Source organism: Nocardiopsis alba (genome assembly GCF_000710955.1).
Lineage (GTDB): Bacteria > Actinomycetota > Actinomycetes > Streptosporangiales > Streptosporangiaceae > Nocardiopsis > Nocardiopsis alba.
The window spans coordinates 355,270-374,323 of record NZ_BAZE01000002.1 but is presented as its reverse complement, the minus strand read 5'-3'; the positions used below and the strand labels follow the sequence as shown (position 1 = coordinate 374,323).

Here is a 19,054-nt window from a genome sequence, read left to right as displayed (position 1 = left end):
ACGACGGACGAACACGAAAGACGGAGGAACGACATGCGTCACGAGCGGGTACGCGGACTCGGCGGGGTCATTCCGGCCGCCCTGGCCCTGGTGCTCCTGGGGAGCGCCTGCGGGACCGACGGGGAGCCCGAACCGGAGCGGGCGGCCGTCGAGGAGGAACCGGGGGCCGGGGCCGAGGCCGGCGACCTGCTCATCACGGGCGCCTGGATGCCGGAGCCCGCCAACCCGGCCGTGGGCGTGGTCTACCTGGAGGTCTCCAACGACGCCGCGGAGGACGACGCCGTGGTCTCGGTGAGCACCGACGCCTCCGAGGACGCCGAACTGTGCCGTACCGAGACCACCGAGTCGGGCGCCTCCACGATGCGCACCGTCGAGGAGATCCCGGTCCCCGCGGGCGGCACCACCACGTTCGTGGACGGCGGCTACCACATCATGGTCAACGACATCCCCGACCCGTTGGAGGTCGGGGACACCGTCGCCGTCACCCTCGGTTTCGCGAGTCGGACCGAGGTCGAGCTGGACGTTCCGGTGCTGGAGATGACCGGAGGTCCGAGCGGGGGCGAGGACGCCGGGGAGCACGACGGCCACCACTGAGGTCGCCCGCCCGCAGGCCGATCACCGTGTCCACCAGCAGGAACACCGCCAAGGACACGCCCAGGACCGGCATCGCCCACCCCAGGGCGGCCAGGAACACCACCACGGCCGTCTTGAGCGGTGGCGACAGGGCGAGGAAGGATCCGCGGGGGTGGGGCCGTCCCACCCCCGCCATCCGCTCCCGGTCCGGACGGCGCAGCCACCACGACCGGTAGCCCATCGCGATCACGTACACCAGGCCGAGGCACAGCGCCGTCAACGCGATCTGGTTGGGGATCCCGAACAGCACGCCCATGTGCGCGTCCACACCCCATCGGCTGAGTTTGGCCATGAACGGATGGTCGGCGAAGCGCACCACGTCGACCACCTCGCCGGTGTCCTGGGCCAGGGCGGCGGAGTCGGCCTTGGTGGGCCAGGACCGTTCGATCTGCGTGACCACGTAGGGGGAGACGTGGTCGCGGGGGAGGTCGACCGCGACGGGGCCGTCCAGCCCCGCGTCGCGCGCCCGGTCCATCACCCGGTCGATCCCCGCGTCCACGCCGGGGCTGTCCGACGAGGGTCCGGTCGCCACGGTCGGTGTGGTCCACGACAACGCCGCACGCAGATCGGTGACGTTGGCGCCCGCGTACTTCGACCAGGTCAGCCCGGTCGCCGACAGGAACAGCAGGCCCACCAGCAGCCACACTCCCACGGTCGCGTGCGCCGACACCGTGCGGGAACGCGCGGAACCCTCCCCGCGTCCGCTCCAGGGCAGCAGCGTCCGCCGCGCTCCCCGCCGTCGGGCCCGCGCCAGCCACAGCAGACAGCCGCCCAGGGCCACCGGGGCCAGCCAGCTCGCCGCCAACTCGCTGTACAGGCGGCCCACCTCGCCCAGGTGCAGCTCACGGTGGAGCAGATCGATCCAGGTCCGTGCCGGTAGGGCGCCGCTGGTGCCGTAGCTCTCGGAGATCCCCAGGACCTCGCCGCGATGGGGGTCGACGAACACGGCGGTCTGCGGCCCCTCCCGGTAGGGGACGCCCTCGACCGAGCGGTCGAGCAGCACGCGGGTGGAGTCCTCGGGGCCGGTGGCCGGTCGCACCGAGGTGGCCCGGGCCCCGGGGACCTCGTCCTCTGCCAGCCGTACCTGCTCGCTCAGGCTCAGGGAGTGCTCGGAGGCCGGCACCCGCAACAGGTCGTCGTAGAGCGCCCGCTCCACCTGCGGGGTCCACACGTACAGCAGCCCCGAGACCGCCGCCACCAGGACGAAGGGGGCGATCAGCACCCCCGCGTAGAAGTGCGCCCGCAGGATCAGCGGCCGCAGCGCCGCCCACACCCCGCGTCGCCGTTCCCGGTCCGGGCTCGGCGGCCCTCCGGCCCGTTCGTCGGTCGTCTCCACACGGTCCTCCTCTTCCTCGATCTCGACCACTCACGTCGTCCTGGGGAGGCGAAGAGTTCCCGGCGGGTCGGGCGGTTCGAAAACCGGTTGCCGGGGCCGGAGACGGAACGCGAGTCTGATCCGGGCCTCTCGCGAGGAGGGGCCCGTGACGAAGGAGGAACCGTGAAGGACACGACCCTGGTGGTGGGCGCCACCGGCAACGTGGGCGCGCAGGTGAGACGTCTTCTCGTCGAGGCGGGCCGGCCGGTCCGGGCGTTGAGCCGAGACGTCCACCCCGAGGAGGCCGGGGTGGAGTGGGTCCGCGGGGACCTCACCGCCCCCGAGACCCTGATCCCGACCCTGGACGGGGTGGGCGCCGTCTTCCTGGTGTGGCCCGGCCTGGACACCGAACACGCGCGGGAGGTCGCCGGGATCCTCGCCGAACGGGACGCGCACGTGGCCTACCTGTCCTCGGCCGGGATCGACGACGGACGGGACGAGCAGGCCGACCCCATCAACGCCATGCACGCCGAGGTGGAGCGGGCCCTGGACGAGAGCGGGGCGAAGGCGACCCACCTGCGCTGCACGAGCTTCGCCGCCTCCCTGCTCGAATGGGCCGACCAGATCCGCGAGGGGCTGGTCCGCGACGTCTTCGGCGAGGCCCGCCGCACCCTGCTGCACGAACGCGACATCGCCGAGGTCGCGGTCCGGGTCCTGGGCGAGGGCGCCCATCGGGGAGAGCGCCTCCTGCTCAGCGGACCGACCCCGCTCACCCAGGTGGAGCAGGTGCGGATCATCGCCGACACCCTCGGCACGCGGGTGCGCTTCGAAGAGGTCCCCCTCGACGAACTGCGCTCGCACATGCGGTCCGAGGGTTGGGAGGACGCCGACATCGAGGGGATGATCACCGCCTACGCCGCGATGGTCGAGGCCGAACAGCCCGTGTGGGACACCGTGGAACGGATCACCGGACACCCGCCCCTGGGCCTGGACCGGTGGGTCCTGGACCACGAGGCCGACCTGCGTTAGGTCGTGCTTTTGTGGATCATTCCTCCCACACCGTCACCCGCCACCACCCTTCACCGGTCGCGCTGACGCGCGCGGTGCTTCACACGGGGCCGGGCTTCCTCTCGCGGCGCCGACGTCGCTCGGACAGCCGAACCCGGGCTGCCCCTCGCTCGTCGTCTGGCGAGAGATCGCCCGGCGGCCGCTCGCCACGGATCGGCTCCGCCGATGCCGAACGAAAGCATCCACAAAAACACTCCCTAGACGGTCACCCCTGCGGTCCCGTCATGGACAGATGGGCGCGCAGGGCGTGCGCGGTCGCACCCTCGCCCGCACGGGCCAGACGCTCCGGCGTCCCCTCGAACACCACCCGACCTCCCTCATGGCCGGCCCCGGGCCCCAGGTCCACGACGTGATCGGCGGCGGCCACCACGTCCATGCGGTGCTCGACCACCACCACGGTCGCCCCCTCGTCCACCATGCGATGGAACAGCGCCACCAGCCCGGCGACGTCCCCGCCGTGCAGACCGCTCGTGGGTTCGTCCAGCACGTACAGGCGTGCCGGAGCGGCGAGCTCCCGGGCCAAGGCGAGCCGTTGACGTTCTCCGCCGGAGAGCGTGTCCAGGGAACGGCCCAGCGGCAGATACCCCAGCCCGACCCGCTCCAGCCGTTCCAACGCCCCCGTGACCTCGACCCCGGCCACACCGTCGAAGAACGCCCGCGCCCGGGCGGCCGACATCGCCGACACGTCGGCGACGCTGTGCCCCGCCAGGGTGTAGGACAGGGCGCGCCGGTTGAAACGCAACCCGTCGCAGTCCTCGCAGACGGTCTCCACCTCCTCCAGGAAGGCGAGGTCGGTGATGATCACGCCGCGCCCACGGCAGGTCGGGCAGGCCCCGGTGGAGTTGGCGCTGAACCATCCCGGTGCCACCCCGTGCGCGCGGGCGAACGCCTCCCGCACCGCGTTCTGGATCCCCAACGCCGTGATCAGGGTGGATCGCGGTCCTCCACGCAGCGGCCCCTGGTCGAGCACCACCGCGTCCGGGCGGACCCGGGGCAGCTCTCCGTGCACCAGCGAACTCTTGCCCGACCCCGCCACACCGGTGACCACGGTCAGCACCCCGGTGGGCAGGGACACGTCGATCCCGCGCAGGTTGTGCAGCCGCGCGTCGCGGATCTCCACGTGGCCGTCGGGCGTCCGCGGCTCTTCGCGCAGCCGTCGTTCCGCGCGCAGGAGGCGTCCCGTGGGGGTGTCGGCCTCGCGCAACCCCTTCACCGACCCCTGGTACACGATCCGTCCGCCCGCGCTCCCCGCGCCCGGCCCCAGGTCCACGACGTGGTCGGCGGCGGCGATCATGGTCGGATCGTGCTCCACCACCAGCACCGTGTTGCCCTCGTCCCGCAGCCGGGTGAGCAGCGAGATGAGCCGACGCACGTCCGAGGGGTGCAGCCCCGCGCCGGGCTCGTCGAGCACGTAGGTCAGCCCGGTGAGCGATCCGCCCAGATGCCGGACGAGACGGACCCGCTGGGCCTCGCCACCGGACAGGGTCGAGGAGACCCGGTCCAGGGAGAGGTAGCCCAGCCCCACCTCCTCCAGGCCGCGCAGCCGCTCCGCCAGCGCGGCCGTCACCGGGGCGACCCTGGGGTCCTCGATCCCGGCCACCACCCCGGCGAGCTCGACGATCGGCATCGCGCACAGGTCGGCGATGTTGTACCGGCCGATCCGGCACTCCAACGCCGCCCGGTTCAACCGGGCGCCCCCGCACAGGTCGCAGATGCCCCGTCGTACCACCCGCTCCAGGTCGGCCCGGTCGCGTTCGTTCGGCCGTTCGGTGTCCAGCAGGCTCCGGGTGATCCGGGGTACGACCCCCTCGAACACCCCGGTGACGGGGAACTCCGGGTCCGGGTCGGGCGGGCGCAGGTTCTCGGCGTGCAACAGCAGATCCCTCTGCTCGGGGGTGTAGGAGCCCACGGGCGCGGAGCGGTCGAACAGTCCCGAGTGCACGTAGCGCTTCCAACGCCAGGTGCCGGGGGCGAAGGCGCGCAGGCGGATCGCGCCCTCGTCCAGGGACAGCGCCGGGTCCAACAGCTCGTCGGTGTCGATGCGCCGGGTGGTGCCCAGGCCCTCGCACCCCGGGCACATCCCGCTCGGGTCGTTGAACGAGAACGCCGGCGAGTACCCGGCCGCGGGCGTCCCGATCCGGGAGAACAGCAAGCGCATCGGCGCGGCCAGGTCGGTGGCGGTCCCCACCGTCGAACGCGCGTTGCCGCCGAACCGGCGCTGATCCACGGCCAGGGTCACCGTCAGTCGGGAGATCCGGTCGACGTCGGGGGTGCGCGGCCGGGCCAGCCTGCTCCGGGCGAAGCTGTCGTGGGTCTCGTCGAGCCGGCGTCGCGACTCGGCCGCGATCGTGTCGTACACCAGGGAGGACTTGCCCGAGCCGGACACCCCGGTGAACACGATGAGCCGTTCGCGGGGCAGGGTCACGTCGACGTCCCGCAGGTTGTTCTCGCGCGCGCCGACCACGGTGATCCCCGGGCGGTCGAGGTCTGGAGTGCTCATGGCGCCACGCTAGGAAAGGTTGTGGTCGGAATCCGGCCACAATTCGAGGAGAATGTCGACCATGGCCGACACCGGACGGCGGATGCTCCGCCTGCTCTCGCTCCTCCAGAACGGCCGTTCCTGGTCGGGGGCGGCCCTGGCCGAGGCCCTGGACACCAGCCCGCGCTCCCTGCGCCGTGACATCGACCGCCTGCGCGAGCTCGGCTATCCGGTGGAGAGTCTGCGCGGCCCCGGCGGCCACTACCGTCTGGTGGCGGGCAACGCCGTTCCGCCGCTGATGTTCGAGGACGACGAGGTCGTCACCGTCGCCCTGGGGCTGCGTATGGTGGCCGGCGGGCTCAGCGGGGTCGAGGACGTGGAGGAGGGTGCCGAGCGTGCCCTGGGCAAGATCGAACGGGTCCTGCCCTCACGGCTGTCCCGACGCGCCGCCTCCCTGTCGGCGGCGGTGGACCCGGGGCGGAGGGTCTGGCCGGGGCCCTCGGCGGACCTGGTCACGACCCTGGGCGAGGCGGTGGCCGCCGGGCATCGGGTGCGGCTGCTCCACCGGGGCCGCGACGGGGCCGAACGACGACGTCGGGTCGACCCCTACCGGCTGATCCTGCTCCGGCGGCGCTGGTACCTGTTCGGCTGGGACCACGAACGCGAGGACTGGCGGTCCTTCCGGCTGGACCGGATCGTCGAGGCGACCCCCACCCACGCCCCCTACACCCGCAGGGAGCCGCCGGCCCGGGACCTGGCCGACCACCTGGAGCGCCGGTTCGGTCGCGCGGAGGAGCGGCACACCGTGACCGTGCTCTTCCACGCCTCGGCCGGCGAGGTGGCCGCGCGGCTGGTGCGGGTGGACGGGACCCTGGAGCCGGTCGGGGCGGACCGGGCCCGCTACACGGCCCGGGTCGACTCCCACGAGTGGATGGCGATGGTGCTGGCCCTGACCGGTCTGGACTTCACGGTGGAGGGGCCCGAAGGGTTCGTCGACCGTATCGCGGAGCTCTCCGCCCGTCTGGCCCGCGCGGTCACCCCGGAGGAAGCAGATGGAGGGTCTCCGTCCGATGGCGGTCCACCGCCTCCCGGGAGTACAGCAGTGGAAAGTACGCGTCCCGGGCCCACGGATCGGTCAGGTCGTCGTAGTGCGGGCTCCGAGGGTCCCCGCTCTGCCCCGGGGCGTTGATCGCCACCGAATGATCCCAGCCGCCCACGTCGATCACGATCCGGAAGGAGGCGCCGTGGTACTGGCGCCCCGAGGAGTCGTAGGCGGTCAGGTTCACGGTGTCGGCGCCGCCAGGGCGGGGGACCCGGCGTCCGAACGCCCAGGCCGGCGGGTCCTCGGCCCGGGCGAGAGGATGATCGAGCCGGGCGAAGTGGTGCTCTCCCCAGTTCCACGTCGGCCCGAGAGGCCCCGAGCGGTCGACCAGGTCCCGGTGGGCCAGGGCCAGGGAACGCGCCACCGGGCCGATCTCGCCGCTCTCGACCGCCTCCTCCAACAGGTTCAGGCCGATCCGGGGGTCGAGCGCCGTGTCCCGACCGGGGGAGACGGCGCGGACGGCCTCCTCGACCCGGTCGGCTCCGACCAGGGGGAGGAGTCGTTCCCTCAGCAGGGCGGGCAGGAGGCGGTGGCGGAACCAGTGCTCGAACAAGGTCGGCTGGGGGAGGTCGACGGCCATCGAGCCGTCCCAGCCGCGCAGGAGCCGCCAGGCCCGCCGGGTGTCCGGCCCGGCCGATGCGAGGGCGTCGGAGCGGCGGCCCAGCGAGGCCAGGGCCGCGCGCGCGACCGGGCTCACCACGTCGGACTGGAGCCGGCAGGCGTCCTCGACCGTCCATCCGGTCCGTGAGGACAGCTCCTCGGCGATGCGCTCGTAGCGGGTGGGCGGGGCCCAGTCGCGGGTGACGGTGAACGGCGTCCACGCCCGGGCTCGACCGAGGTTGTTCTCGTTGGCCGAGGCGAACCACCCCGAGGCGGGACGGCGCGCGGTCGGCAGGTCCGATCCGGAGCGCGATCCCGCCCACTCGTGGCCGCCGTCGCCGGGGACCGGCACGGAGCCGTCGCCTCGGGCACGGACCGGCACCCGCCCGGCGGCGATCCAGCCGAAGTCACCCTCGGTGTCGGCGTAGACCTGGTTCTCCCCGGGCGTGCCCCACACCCGCAGGGCCTCGCGGAACCCTCGACCGTCGCGGGCCCGCATGTACCGGACCGAGCCCAGGTAGGGGGCCATGCCGTGGTCGAGCCAGGCGGCGCGTACGACCACGGCGGCGCGGCGTTCGAGATCGGTGTACACCACGGGTCCGTAGAGGCTGAAGACCAGCTCGGCCTCGTGGACGGGGCCGCCCCGGACCGGGATCCGTTCGGTCGTCCTCTCGAAGGGGCGCCAAGAGCCGTGGTGGCGGTAGAGCCCGGGATCGTCGGGGTGGAGCTCGTGGACGTACAGGTCCTCCTGATCGATCGGGAAGATGGTCAGCCCGAAGGCCACATGACCGTTGTGGCCGATGGACACCCCCGGCAGCGCCGGTTCGCCCGCGCCGATCACGTCGAACTCCGGGCAGCTCAGATGGGTGATGTGGCGCAGGGCCGGGGCGCCGACGGTCCGGTGCGGATCGTTGGCCAGGAGAGGGCGCCCGGTGGCGGTGCGTTCGCCCGAGATCACCCAGTTGTTGCTGCCGTCGGGTTCGAGCGGCGCGGGGCGGGGCCGGGCGCCGGACAGGTCGACGGGAGCGCAGGCCAGGCGGTACACGTCCAGGACCTCGGGCCGTAGTACGTCCGGGTCGAACCCCTCGGGGAGACGGAGGGGGAGGCGCGGCTCGCGGACCGCGCGCAGGTCCTCGGCCTCGGGGCCGAGATCGCGCAGGGTGAGGGCACGGGCCAGTTCCTTCTCGGCGTTGGCGTACAGCCCGTGGGAGCGGATCCGGCACAGGTCCTCGGGCGACCAGTGGGACGGGGTCGTGCCCAGGGCGGCGAAGTCGGGGCCCGAAAGATCGGGTTCGAGTTCGGTGAGGCGGATGTAGGCGTTGATCCCGGCTGTGAAGCGTTCGGCGGCCTCGCGTACCCCTTCACCGTAGGAGGACCACTCGGTGGCCATGTCGCCCCGGTACAGGAAGAGTCGGGCGGCCCGGTCCCGTTCCACGTGGGAGGGGCCAGGGAGTGTTTTTGTGGATGCTTTCGTTCGGCATCGGCGGAGCCGATCCGTGGCGAGCGGCCGCCAGGTGATCTCTCGCCAGACGACGAGCGAGGGGCAGCCCGGGTTTGGCTGTCCGAGTGATGTCGGCGCCGTGAGAGGAAGCCTGGCCACGCGAGCGCGGAATGATCCACAAAAGCACGACCAAGCGCCTGGGAGAGCAGTCCCAGGCCGCGACGGCGCCACAGGTCCAACTGGAACAGACGGTCGCGGGCGGCGGTGAAGCCCTGGGCGACGAAGGCGTCGCCGGCGCTCCGGGCCCTGATGTGGGGAATGCCCCAGCGGTCGACGACGACCTCGACCGGGGCGTCGAGTGCTTCGACGACGTGTGTGCGCTCCATGGCGGGCCTTTCCGTGGGGGCGGGGCTCGCGATGTACCTACCCTCGAGCGCCGGTGGAGGCGCCGGAGGCGGGAAGCCGGAGACCAGGGAGGTGATCGGTTTCGCCAGGTTTATTACTCACTGGTAGGTTCGCGTTGTTACCCACAAGTAGGAAGGTGGTCGGAACCGTGCCCGAGGGTGCCCTGACCCGGATCAGACCCGTCCCCCACAGCACGCTCCGGATCTTCGTCCTGCACCACGCGGGCGGATCCCACCTGGGATATCGCGGATGGGTACGGCACTTCCCCGCCGACTGGGAGGTCTGCCTCCTGGACGCCCCGGGGCGGGCCCGCCGGATCGAGGCCGAACCCCTCCGGGATGCCGGCGCCCTGGCCGATCACCTGTGCGAGGTCGTACGCCCCGAACTCGACCGGCCCTACGCCCTCTTCGGCCACAGTATGGGCGCTCTGGTCGCCTACGAGATGACCCGGCGCCTCACCGACACGCCGCCGATCTGGCTGGGCGCCTCCGCCTGGAGTCCGACCCCCGGGGCCGAACGGCGCCGGCCCCGACACCTGTTCTCCGCGGAGGGCCTCCGCGAGGTGATCGTCCGTATGGGCGGTACCCCCAGGAGCGCCCTGGAGGACCCCGACCTGTGGTCCTACGTCGAGCCCCTGATGCGCGCCGACCTCGAACTGGTCGACACCTGGAACCCCGACCCCCGGGCCGCGCCGTTGACCGTCCCCGTGTCGGTGTTCGGCGGCGCCGACGACCAGGGGATGCCGCCCGAACGCCTCTCCGGGTGGGCCGACCACGTCGAGGGCGACATCCGCCACCACACCCTGCCCGGCGGGCACTTCTACTTCACCGGCCGCACCGGAGCGCTGGTCGAACGGATCACCGAGGACATCCGGAGCGTCCTGCGGAGGGCCCCGGGGAGGGTGTGACGCCCCCGCCGGGGCGGGGCCCGGGTCAGAGGCCGTCGCGTGAACCCACCGCGATCACCAGACCCGGCCCCCGGGCGGACAGCTCCACCCCGTCGTCGAAGGAGACCTCGACCTCCCCGACGCTCTCCATCACCGTCGCCTCTCGCAGGCCCAGGTCGGTCGCCGTGGCGCTCGTGGGCCCGTGCGCGCCGTCGGTCAGATGCGCCAGGACCACCTGCTCGCCCAGGGTGCGCAGGAAGGTCATGTGGTGCTCGCCCGCGTCCAGCCAGCGCAGGCCGCCCTCGCTCAGGGCCGGCAGCTCACGGCGCAGGGCCAGCAGGCGCCGGTGGGCCTCGAACACCTCGCGGTCCCACGTCTCGGGCCGGTGCCAGGGCATCGGGGTCCGCGAGTTCTCCCCGTCCCTGCCGGTCAGTCCGATCTCGTCGCCCGCGAAGACGAACGGGACGCCGGGCAGGGTCGCCTGGGCGGCCACGCCCAGGATCTGGAGCAGGGGATCGCCGACCGCGGTCCGGAACCGCGCCGAGTCATGGGTGCTCAACGCGTTCACGCTGTGCGTGCGCACCCGCCAGGGCATTCCGGCGTTGGTCGCCCGCAGCGCCCGCACCGTCTCCACGGCCCCCTGGGAGGGCAGCGGCGCCGAGGTGTGCGTGGCCGCGTAGCGCACCCCTTCGGGGCCAGTGTTCAGCCAGGCCCACACCGGCCGGGTGAACCCCGCGTAGTTCATCACCCCGTGCCATCCGTCGTGCCGGGTATCGGGGCCCGCGTCGTAGAAGTGCTCGCCCAGCAGCCAGGCCTGCGGCGCGACCTCGCGCACGCGCTCCGCGATCCGGCCCGACACCTCGTGGTTGATGTCCAGGGCGCCCAGCCGGCCGGTCATGTTGGCCACGTCGATCCGCCAGCCGTCCAGCGCGTCCTCGCCGACCAACCGCGCCAGCAGCACCGAGTCGTCGGCCTCGTACATCCGCTCGCGCAGCCCGGGGTCGGTGTGGTCGAGCTTGGGCAGGGAACGCACGCCCAGCCAGCTCACGTAGTCGTCCGGGTGGTCGACGAAGTGGTAGAAGCCGGCCTCGGGGGAGTCCACGTCGGCTCGTGCGGCGAGGAACCACTCGTGCCGGTCACCGGTGTGGTTGGTGGTGAGGTCCCCCATCACCCGCAGACCCAGCTCGCGGGCCCGCTCGATCAGCCTGGACAGGGCCGCGTCGCCGCCCAACCACGGGTCGACCTCGTCGAAGGAGGAGGCGTCGTAGCGGTGGGTGGACCCGGCGGGGAAGAAGGGCGTCATGTACAGGACCTCGACGCCCAACTCGACCAGGTGCTCCAGGTGTCGGCGCACCCCCTCCAACGTGCCGCCGAAGTACTCGCGGGGCGCCAGGGGCCCGAACCCGGCGGGCTCGTCGTCCCAGGAGCGGGGCAGAGCCCACTCGGGGTGTTCGGTCGGCGGCTCCACCCCGTCGTCGTCCCGGGCGAAGCGGTCGGGGAAGACCTGGTAGACGGAGGTTCCGGTGACCCAGGAGGGCGGGTTCGGAGCCTCGAGGATCCGGAAGTCGCCGTCGTCGGTCACCTCGTGATCGTGCGGGCCCTCCTGGTTCAACCAGGTGTAGCGCCGATCCCGGATGATCGCGAACCGGTAGGGGGTGACCACCGGCAGCAGGGGCAGGTCGACGCCGTAGACGACCACGCCGTCGCGCTCCGCCTCGACCTCGGTCTCCACCAGACGCGCCTCGCCGTCCTCCACCACGCGCAGATAGACCCCGTCCGCGCCGCCGGGGACCCGCACCCGGAGACGGGCGTGGTGTTCGTGGAGGGTCACGTGGTCGGGGGAGCCGTCGTGGTGGGGGTCGTGGCGGAAACGCATACGGGTCGCTCCAGGGTCCTAGAGGGTAAGGGGATACGCATTGTCGCAAGAAAACGTCGCTGTGGCGAAAGTTTTTACGTAAGCCCTTTGCGAACAGGGGGCTCCCCACAGGAACACGAACCGAGAACGGACTTTCGACATCAGAGACGGGCGCACATCCCCCACGACCGTTCGTGAACAGGAGTGATCAGTGAACCCCGCCACCGCCCCCGACACCGGAGATCCCGGCTCGCCGAGATCGAGCCGGGTCGCCCTCGGGGCCCGAGGCCGGATACGTCGAACGGTCCTGGCCGTCACCGCGACGGCCCTGCTGGCCATGGGATGCGCCCCGCACATGCCCTCCACCTCGCCCGCGCCTCCGGTGCCCCGTCCGGCCGGGCCCGAAGAGCCCACCCGGGACGACGTCGAGGCCTGGCTCGACGGAACCCTGCCCGCCGCCCTGGAGACCGAGGGGATCGCCGGTGCCACCGTGAGCGTGGTCGCCGACGGCGAGATCCTCACCTCGCGCGGCTACGGCTACTCCGAGACGGGCACCGGCTACGAGTACGGCGAGACCGCCGCCGGAGACGTCGTCGCCACACCGGTGGACCCGGAGGAGAACCTCTTCCAGGTGGGCGAGCTGTCCGAACCGGTGACCGCCACCGCGGCGATGCTCCTCGTCGAGTCCGGCGAACTGGACCTGGACACCGACGTCACCGAATACCTCGACTTCGCGCCGCCGAGCTCCTTCGACACCCCGGTCACCCTGCGCCACCTGCTGACCCACACCGGCGGTTACGAGGAGCGGTACCGGGGGCGGACCCTGCTCGACGACGGCGAGGTCGACCTGCGCGTCCGCCTGACGACCGACCCTCCCGAGCAGGTCCACGAACCCGGGACCGTCCCCTCCCGCTCCGAGTACGGCTACGCCCTGGTCGGCCACATCATCGAACGCGTCACCGGGGACACCTTCGAGGACCACGTTCGCGAGAACGTCCTCGACCCGATCGGCATGTCCGACTCCGACTTCCACCAGGACACCCTCTACGACGGTGACACCTGGCCCTCCGACGGCTACGAGACCGACGACTCACGCCCGACGTGGTTCGAGGGCAGCGCCTCGGCGCCCTCCGGGGCCCTGTCCACCACGGCCGTGGACATGGCCCGCTTCATGCTCGCCCTCCTGGAGGACGGCGAGGGACCGGGGCCGCTGCCCTCCGAGAGCCTCGACCTGATGCGCGAACCAGGCCTGGACGCCGACACCCTCGGCACCCTGGCCGAAGGACCCCGCGCGACCCTCGGCCTCCTGGAGGAGGATCGCGGCGGTCGACGGATCCTCGGCTACGACGGGGACAGCGCGTTCTTCCACTCCCGTATCCGTCTCCACCCCGACGAGGGCACCGGGATCTTCGTCTCCCTCAACAGCAACGGCCACGACGAGTACTCGGCCGCCCGGGTCCTCGACGCCGTGACCGAGGGGTTCACCGACCGCTACCTCCCGGCCGGAGAGGAGGCCGGAGAGGACGCGGAGGACATCTCCATCAGTCCGACCCGGGAGGAGCACGCGGCGATGGCCGAGGGCCGCTATGTCTCCTCGCGTTCGTCGTACAGCACCTTCCTCGCCGTCCGGGACCTGTTCGAACAGACCCGGGTCACGGCCCGCCCGGACGGCACCATCGTCGTCTCCCCGGACCCCACGACCGGCGCCCCCGCCGCCTATGAGGAGATCGAGCCGTGGGTGTGGCGCGAGATGGAGGGGGACCGGACCCTCGTCATGCGCGCCGACGACCGGGAGGTCCGGGACCTCGGGTTCGGCGCGGCGCTCACGATGACCAGGGTCGACACCGTACGTGAGGCCCCCACGGCCCTGACCGTCCTCGGCGTCTCCCTCGCGATCCTGCTCCTGACCGCGCTGTCCTGGCCGATCTCGGCCCTCGTCCGCAGGAGCCTGAAAGGGGAGCCTCGTGCCCGCGACGGCCGGATCGCCCGTGTCCTGACCAGGGGCGCGGTGGTCTGCGCCCTGGCGGCGACGGCGCTGTGGGCCTGGATCGTTCCCGAGGCGACCGGGACCTGGGACGTGGCCTGGAGCCTCACCCGCTCGGCCCAAGGGCTCACGCTCCTGGGGGCCCTCGGGGTCCTGCCCGCGGCCGTCTCGCTCGTCCGTGCTCCGCGGGCCCGGGAGCGGTGGTTCCGGGTCCTCGCCGGGGCCGTCGTCCTGGCGGCCCTGGTCGGGTTCGCCTGGTCCGCCGCCGTCTCCGGCGTGATGGCCTGGGACATCACCTACTGACGAGGCCCATGGCCGAAGGAAGACCGGAAACAGGACGTGAACCCCCTGTTCGGGGCCTTTTGTCCGGGTTAACGTGGTGAGTATGAGCCTTCAGCTGCCGACCGACCGACTCCTCATCAGGGAGTGGGAGCTGGGCGACGCCGACGCGGCCCTGAGCGTCTACGGGGCCGAAGAGGTCACGCACTGGCTGACACCGGAATGGCACCCGGTGACCGACATCCGCGCCATGCGCTCGGTGCTCCACGCCTGGATCGAGGCGGGGCCCAACCTGCTCCCGCCCGCCGGGCGCTGGGCGATCGTTCGGAAGGAGGACGGTGAACTGGTGGGAGGGCTCGCCTTGAGGCTGCTCCCGCCCTTCGAGGAGGACTTCGAACTGAGCTGGGCCGTCCGCCCCGATCTCTGGGGCCAGGGCTATGCCACCGAGGCGAGCCAGGCCATCATCTCCTGGGCCTTCAGCCAGGGGATCGAGGAGGTCTTCGCGGTCGCCCGCCCCAACAACGAACGGGCCATCTCCGTCGCGCGCAGACTCGGCATGGAATGGGTCGGCGAGACCGAGAAGTACTACGACATGCGTCTCCAGGTGTTCCGCCAGCGTCCGGGCTGACCGTACCCGGCAGATCCCCACGCCCCGGTGTTCAGCCGGCCGCCCGGCGCGGGGGCACGGACACCGCGCCCGCCTCTGCCAGATAGCGGTACACCTCGCCCGCCAACACCGCCGCCAACCCCACCGGAACCGCGTTGCCGATCTGCCGGGCGATCTGCGACTTGCCGCCGCACCAGCGGAAGTCGTCGGGGAACCCCTGGATCCGCGCCGCCTCCAGATGGGTGATGGGACGGTGCGCCGTGGGATGCAGGTAGCGCCCCTTCTCCGGCTTGAAGAACTCGGTACGGATGGTGACCGAGGGACGGTCGATGTACAACCGCCCCATCACGTCCCCGGAGCCGTTCTTGTGCCGCAACCACGCCTTCGTGGACAGCTCCGCGGGCAGGTCGTTACGGTTACCCCCCGGCGGGATCGCCTTGTAACGCTCCAACGACAACGGTTCGGGGTTACGACCCACGTGCAGTTCGGAGGTCAGGTAGCTTCCCGGAAGCCGTACCCCCAAAGGGGCGCAGAAGCGGGCCGGCAGTTCGGTCGTCCGCGTGGTGGGCGGAGAGCCGGCGAAGATCGACCGGACGCTCTCCCAGGGCGGCAGCGCGGGGGCGGGGTTCACCGGGCGACGCGCCCGCCTGCGGTCCACGACCACCTTGGCGTGGGTGGGGTCGGGATAGCCGAGCCCGAGCCCCGACGGATGGGCGGCGCGGACATCACGGCGCGTGGCCAGGACGAACGCCCGACGACGGGTCTGCGGAACCCCGTAGTCGGCCGCGTTCAGCACCCTCGCCTCGGCCAGCTCGTACTCGCGCAGCAGCCCGTCCGGCCTCTCGGTCTCGCCCCGCAGGAGCGAGAACTCGTCGGAGTCCAGGAAACGGCCGACGTTCTCGATCACGAACACCTTCGGCCGCAGCGCCCGCACCACCCGCACATATTCGCGCCAGAGCACGTTGCGTTCGTCGTTCAGGTCCTTGATCAGATTCCTCTTGTTGAGGAGGGAGAACCCCTGGCACGGAGGGCCGCCGAGGATCACGTCCACCGGATCCTCGATCACGGCCGGATCCCACTCCTCGATGTCGCCCGCGTGGATCCGCTCGATCCCCGTGTGCGCCCCGAAATTGGCGGCGTAGGTCGAGGCCGCCGCGATGTCGTGCTCGACCGCGCCCACGGTACGGAAGGGGGAGCCGTCGCGACCCGGGGCGCGGAAGGAGTGGAAGCCCGTGGTGAGCCCGCCGCACCCCGCGAACAGGTCGACGATGTTGATCGAGTCGTCCGTGAGCATGGGTTTCAAGATAGATCAGGTGTATCGGAGCGGCGAACCGAACGGGGAACGTCGGGCCTAGGATCGACCCGTGGACGTACGGAGACCGACGCGGGCGGCGAACGAGGGCACGCGTAAGAGCATGCGGTCGAACAAGGGCCGCGACACCCGACCCGAGCTGGCGATCCGACGCCGTGTCCACGCGGCGGGGCTGCGCTACCGGGTCTCGGCCCGGCCGTTGCCGGGCTTCCGACGCACCGCCGATCTGGTGTTCACCCGGCTCAGGGTCGCCGTGTTCGTCGACGGCTGCTTCTGGCACGGATGCCCCGAACACCACACGGTGGCGGCGACCAACGCCGCCTACTGGGCGGAGAAGGTCCGGGCCAACCGCGCCCGTGACAAGGAGACCACCGAACGGCTCCTCGACGAGGGGTGGCGGGTCGTCCGGATCTGGGAGCACGAGGACCCGGACGCGGCGGCGGCGCGGGTCATCGCCGAGGTCCGCTCCGCCCGGGAGAAGGACGAGAAGGACACCTGAGGCGCGGCCGGGCCGGGGCGCGCGAGGACGCCCCGGCCCGAGGGCGTCAGGACAGGAAACGGCCGATGCGCTCGACCTCGTCCTCGGACAGGCGCACCGCCGCGGCCGCGGTGTTCTCCTCCAGGTGCGCCACCCGGGAGGTCCCCGGGATCGGCAGCATCACGGGGGAACGGTGCAGCAGCCAGGCCAGCGCGAGCTGTACGGGGCTGATCCCGTGTTCGGCGGCGATCGAGGCCAACGGGGAGGTGGGCGCGGCCATCTCCCCGCGATCCACCGGCGCCCAGGGCAGGAAGGCGATCCCGTCCTTCTCGCACTGTTCCAACACGTCCTCCGACTGGCGGAACGAGGGGGCGTACCGGTTCTGTACCGAGGCGATCGGGGCGATGGCGCGGGCCGCGGACAGCTCGTCCACGCTCACCTCGCTCAACCCGATGTGTCGGATCTTGCCCTCGCGCCGGAGCTCCACCAGGGCGCCGAGCTGGTCGGCCAGCGGCACCTCGGGGTCGATCCGGTGCAGCTGCATCAGGTCGATGCGCTCCACGCCCAGATTGCGCAGGCTCAGCTCCACCTGCTGCTTGAGGTACTCAGGACGCCCCAGCTTGTGCCACTGGGCGGGGCCGGTCCGGGCGAAACCGGCCTTGGTGCCGATGACCAGACCCTCCGGATAGGGGTAGAGGGCCTCCTTGATGAGCTGCTCGCTGATCTGCGGACCGTAGGAGTCGGCGGTGTCGATGAAGTCGATGCCCAGCTCGACCGTCCGGCGCAGCACCGCGAGGGCCTCGTCCCGGTCGCGGGGCGGGCCCCACACCCCTTCGCCGACGATCCGCATCGCGCCGAAGCCCAGTCGGTGTACGCGCAGATCACCTCCCAGGAGGAGTGTGCCCGCCTGCTCGGCGATGTGCGGTGTGGTGTGTGCGTCGGTCACGTTGTCCCTTCCAGTACGGCTCGGAGCCGGGTGCGTGCCATCGTTCCGGGTGCCCGGCGGGGAGCCCGTGTGCGGGGCGTCGTGTCGCGGATCACGTTCCGGCCGGGGTCGGAGCAGGATCGCAGGTGGTGAGGCGGGGGCGCAAGGCCGACGCCCACCCTGATCCGGACCCTGGAAGGGGGGATCCTCGCGCGGGGGTGAGAACGCCCTCTGATGTCATGGGTCCATGCACTTGAACCCTTACGGTCAGGATCCGCTCACCCTCGCCGTGGACCTGGTCAACCATCCCCCGGAACACCCCGAGGATCTGGAACGACGCTGTTCGGAGCACCGTCTCCTCCTGGAGCGCGCCGTCACGGGCGAGGACCTGGAGGCGGTCCGAGGGTTCCTGCGCCGCTGGGAGGGGGTGATCGAGGCGCCCGACCTCCCGAGCCGCGCCGAACGGCTCAACCTCCTGCTGGAGGAGTTCTCCGGCCCGCCCCGGCTGACCGACCACGCGGGCACCGGATGGCATCTGCACTACCGCCCGGACCTGCTGCCCGCCCACCGGCAGGTCGCCTCCCTGATCGCCGTGGGCACCGCCCTGCACCTGACCGGCCGGGGCATGGAGCGTCTGGGACGTTGCGCCGCCCGCGGCTGCGCGAACGTCTACGCCGACTTCTCGCGCAACGGCCGTCGACGCTACTGCTCGCCCGTCTGCGGGAACCGGGACGCAGTCCGCCGCCACAGGGCCCGCGCCACCGAGATCGAGGAGGAGGTCGGCTGACCCGGCCGCGCCGTCCCGTTCGAACGTCTCCGCCCCGGCGTACGGTGTTCACCGAACGGGGCACGGGTAGGACCGGCCGGGGACCGTAACGAGAGTCGAAAGAGGCGGACGGATGAGCGTCGAACTCCACCACACCGTGCACGGACCGGCGGACGCACCGCCCCTGGTGCTGGGAGGGTCGCTCGGCTCCACCCTCGACATGTGGGAACCCCAGGTCGAGGCGTTGTCCGCGCGTTTCCGTCTGATCCGGATCGACCACCGGGGCCACGGCGGCTCACCCGACCCCGAGGGCCCCTACACCATGGCCGACCTGGGCGGAGACGTCCTCGCCCTGCTGGATCGGCTGGGCATCGAACGCGCCCACTACGCGGGGCTCTCCCTCGGCGGCATGATCGGCCAGTGGTTGGCGATCGAGGCCCCCGAGCGGATCGACCGTCTCGTCCTGATGTCCACCTCCCCGTACATGGGGCCCGCGCGGAACTGGCGCGACCGCGCCGCCGTGGCCCTGGACCAGGGGACCGGTGCCCTGGCCCCCGGGGTGGTGGAGCGATGGTTCACGCCCGACTACGCGAAGGAACACCCCGAGGACGTCGCCCGGCTGCGCTCCCAGATCACGGACACCTCCGATCGGGGCTACGCCGGATGCTGCGGGGCCATCGAGGGCCACGACACCCGTGCCGACCTGGGGCGGATCGTCGCGCCCACCCTGGTGGTCTCAGGGACCGAGGACCCCTCGACCCCGTTCGAGGAACACGGTTCGGTGCTCGCCGAGGAGATTCCCGGCGCCCGGAACGCGCTGGTGGAGAACGCCGCCCACCTGCTGTCCTGGGAGCGTTCGAACCGGACGAACGCCCTCCTCGTCGAGCACCTGACCGCCACCGCCCCCTGACCGCGAGAA

General features: G+C 71.9%; 14 protein-coding genes and 2 pseudogenes. 9 read left to right on the top strand and 7 right to left on the bottom strand.

Going from position 1 to position 19,054, the window contains the following annotated elements:
* Positions 1 to 33: 33 nt before the first annotated feature.
* Positions 34 to 594, top strand: coding sequence for a copper chaperone PCu(A)C (locus tag TR33_RS05090; RefSeq protein ID WP_017534731.1), 561 nt, complete (start codon positions 34 to 36; stop codon positions 592 to 594).
* Here TR33_RS05090 and TR33_RS05085 read toward each other — a convergent pair.
* The gene (locus TR33_RS05085; protein WP_017534732.1) at positions 482 to 1,999 is read right to left on the bottom strand and encodes a PepSY-associated TM helix domain-containing protein; all 1,518 of its coding nucleotides are present in this window, start codon (positions 1,997 to 1,999) and stop codon (positions 482 to 484) included. The genes TR33_RS05090 and TR33_RS05085 overlap by 113 nt on opposite strands.
* Positions 2,000 to 2,131: 132 nt before the next feature.
* Here TR33_RS05085 and TR33_RS05080 point away from each other — a divergent pair, with 132 nt between their 5' ends.
* Entirely contained in the window at positions 2,132 to 2,977 is an 846-nt protein-coding gene (locus TR33_RS05080; RefSeq protein WP_042281761.1) for an NmrA family NAD(P)-binding protein, read from the top strand.
* A gap of 244 nt (positions 2,978 to 3,221) precedes the next feature.
* Here the strand turns inward: TR33_RS05080 and TR33_RS05075 are convergent, their stop codons facing one another.
* Positions 3,222 to 5,516 carry an ATP-binding cassette domain-containing protein gene (locus tag TR33_RS05075; protein WP_042281759.1) on the bottom strand — a complete coding sequence of 765 codons (2,295 nt, stop codon included), beginning with the start codon at positions 5,514 to 5,516 and terminating at the stop codon, positions 3,222 to 3,224.
* A 61-nt stretch (positions 5,517 to 5,577) separates the two neighbouring features.
* Here TR33_RS05075 and TR33_RS25875 point away from each other — a divergent pair, with 61 nt between their 5' ends.
* Positions 5,578 to 6,684 (top strand): helix-turn-helix transcriptional regulator, encoded by a 1,107-nt coding sequence (locus tag TR33_RS25875; protein WP_084570200.1) that lies wholly within the window; start codon positions 5,578 to 5,580, stop codon positions 6,682 to 6,684.
* Here the strand turns inward: TR33_RS25875 and TR33_RS27155 are convergent.
* Together TR33_RS27155 and TR33_RS27150 are read right to left on the bottom strand one after the other, a co-directional pair.
* Positions 6,632 to 8,632, bottom strand: a pseudogene (locus TR33_RS27155) (penicillin acylase family protein); the annotation flags it as partial. The gene TR33_RS25875 and the pseudogene TR33_RS27155 sit on opposite strands and share 53 nt — an antisense overlap.
* 266 nt (positions 8,633 to 8,898) lie before the next feature.
* Positions 8,899 to 9,024: pseudogene (locus tag TR33_RS27150) on the bottom strand (penicillin acylase family protein); the annotation flags it as partial.
* Between the two features lie 167 nt (positions 9,025 to 9,191).
* On the opposite strand from TR33_RS27150, the gene TR33_RS05060 reads away from it, so the two are divergent.
* On the top strand, positions 9,192 to 9,950 hold the full coding sequence (locus TR33_RS05060) for a thioesterase II family protein (RefSeq protein ID WP_026125029.1): 759 nt from the start codon (positions 9,192 to 9,194) through the stop codon (positions 9,948 to 9,950).
* A 25-nt stretch (positions 9,951 to 9,975) separates the two neighbouring features.
* Here the strand turns inward: TR33_RS05060 and TR33_RS05055 are convergent, their stop codons facing one another.
* Positions 9,976 to 11,805, bottom strand: coding sequence for a glycoside hydrolase family 13 protein (locus TR33_RS05055; protein ID WP_042281752.1), 1,830 nt, complete (start codon positions 11,803 to 11,805; stop codon positions 9,976 to 9,978).
* Positions 11,806 to 11,995: 190 nt separating this feature from the next.
* On the opposite strand from TR33_RS05055, the gene TR33_RS05050 reads away from it, so the two are divergent.
* Both TR33_RS05050 and TR33_RS05045 read left to right on the top strand, forming a co-directional pair.
* Entirely contained in the window at positions 11,996 to 14,071 is a 2,076-nt protein-coding gene (locus TR33_RS05050) for a serine hydrolase domain-containing protein (RefSeq protein WP_042281750.1), read from the top strand.
* Between the two features lie 82 nt (positions 14,072 to 14,153).
* Positions 14,154 to 14,675, top strand: coding sequence for a GNAT family N-acetyltransferase (locus TR33_RS05045; RefSeq protein ID WP_014909991.1), 522 nt, complete (start codon positions 14,154 to 14,156; stop codon positions 14,673 to 14,675).
* A 31-nt stretch (positions 14,676 to 14,706) separates the two neighbouring features.
* On the opposite strand, the gene TR33_RS05040 is transcribed toward TR33_RS05045, so the two are convergent.
* Positions 14,707 to 15,948 carry a DNA cytosine methyltransferase gene (locus tag TR33_RS05040; RefSeq protein ID WP_042281748.1) on the bottom strand — a complete coding sequence of 414 codons (1,242 nt, stop codon included), beginning with the start codon at positions 15,946 to 15,948 and terminating at the stop codon, positions 14,707 to 14,709.
* A gap of 70 nt (positions 15,949 to 16,018) precedes the next feature.
* Between TR33_RS05040 and TR33_RS05035 the strand changes: the two genes are divergently transcribed.
* Entirely contained in the window at positions 16,019 to 16,465 is a 447-nt protein-coding gene (locus TR33_RS05035) for a very short patch repair endonuclease (RefSeq protein ID WP_085994769.1), read from the top strand.
* 46 nt (positions 16,466 to 16,511) lie between these two features.
* Here the strand turns inward: TR33_RS05035 and TR33_RS05030 are convergent, their stop codons facing one another.
* Positions 16,512 to 17,390 (bottom strand): aldo/keto reductase, encoded by an 879-nt coding sequence (locus TR33_RS05030; RefSeq protein WP_017534743.1) that lies wholly within the window; start codon positions 17,388 to 17,390, stop codon positions 16,512 to 16,514.
* Between the two features lie 226 nt (positions 17,391 to 17,616).
* On the opposite strand from TR33_RS05030, the gene TR33_RS05025 reads away from it, so the two are divergent.
* A complete protein-coding gene (locus TR33_RS05025) occupies positions 17,617 to 18,156 on the top strand; it encodes a CGNR zinc finger domain-containing protein (protein ID WP_017534744.1) in 540 nt (179 codons plus the stop codon).
* A gap of 112 nt (positions 18,157 to 18,268) precedes the next feature.
* Positions 18,269 to 19,045, top strand: a complete 777-nt coding sequence (gene pcaD / locus TR33_RS05020; protein WP_014911676.1) for a 3-oxoadipate enol-lactonase — start codon at positions 18,269 to 18,271, stop codon at positions 19,043 to 19,045.
* Positions 19,046 to 19,054: the final 9 nt, after the last annotated feature.

Bases quoted from the DNA above. Each gene is read 5' to 3' on its own strand.
- pcaD (WP_014911676.1), top strand. From the start codon at position 18,269: ATGAGCGTCGAACTCCACCACACCGTGCACGGACCGGCGGACGCACCG.
- TR33_RS05090 (WP_017534731.1), top strand. From the start codon at position 34: ATGCGTCACGAGCGGGTACGCGGACTCGGCGGGGTCATTCCGGCCGCC.
- TR33_RS05075 (WP_042281759.1), bottom strand. From the start codon at position 5,516: ATGAGCACTCCAGACCTCGACCGCCCGGGGATCACCGTGGTCGGCGCG.
- TR33_RS05055 (WP_042281752.1), bottom strand. From the start codon at position 11,805: ATGCGTTTCCGCCACGACCCCCACCACGACGGCTCCCCCGACCACGTG.
- TR33_RS25875 (WP_084570200.1), top strand. From the start codon at position 5,578: ATGGCCGACACCGGACGGCGGATGCTCCGCCTGCTCTCGCTCCTCCAG.
- TR33_RS05025 (WP_017534744.1), top strand. From the start codon at position 17,617: ATGCACTTGAACCCTTACGGTCAGGATCCGCTCACCCTCGCCGTGGAC.
- TR33_RS05045 (WP_014909991.1), top strand. From the start codon at position 14,154: ATGAGCCTTCAGCTGCCGACCGACCGACTCCTCATCAGGGAGTGGGAG.
- TR33_RS05040 (WP_042281748.1), bottom strand. From the start codon at position 15,948: ATGCTCACGGACGACTCGATCAACATCGTCGACCTGTTCGCGGGGTGC.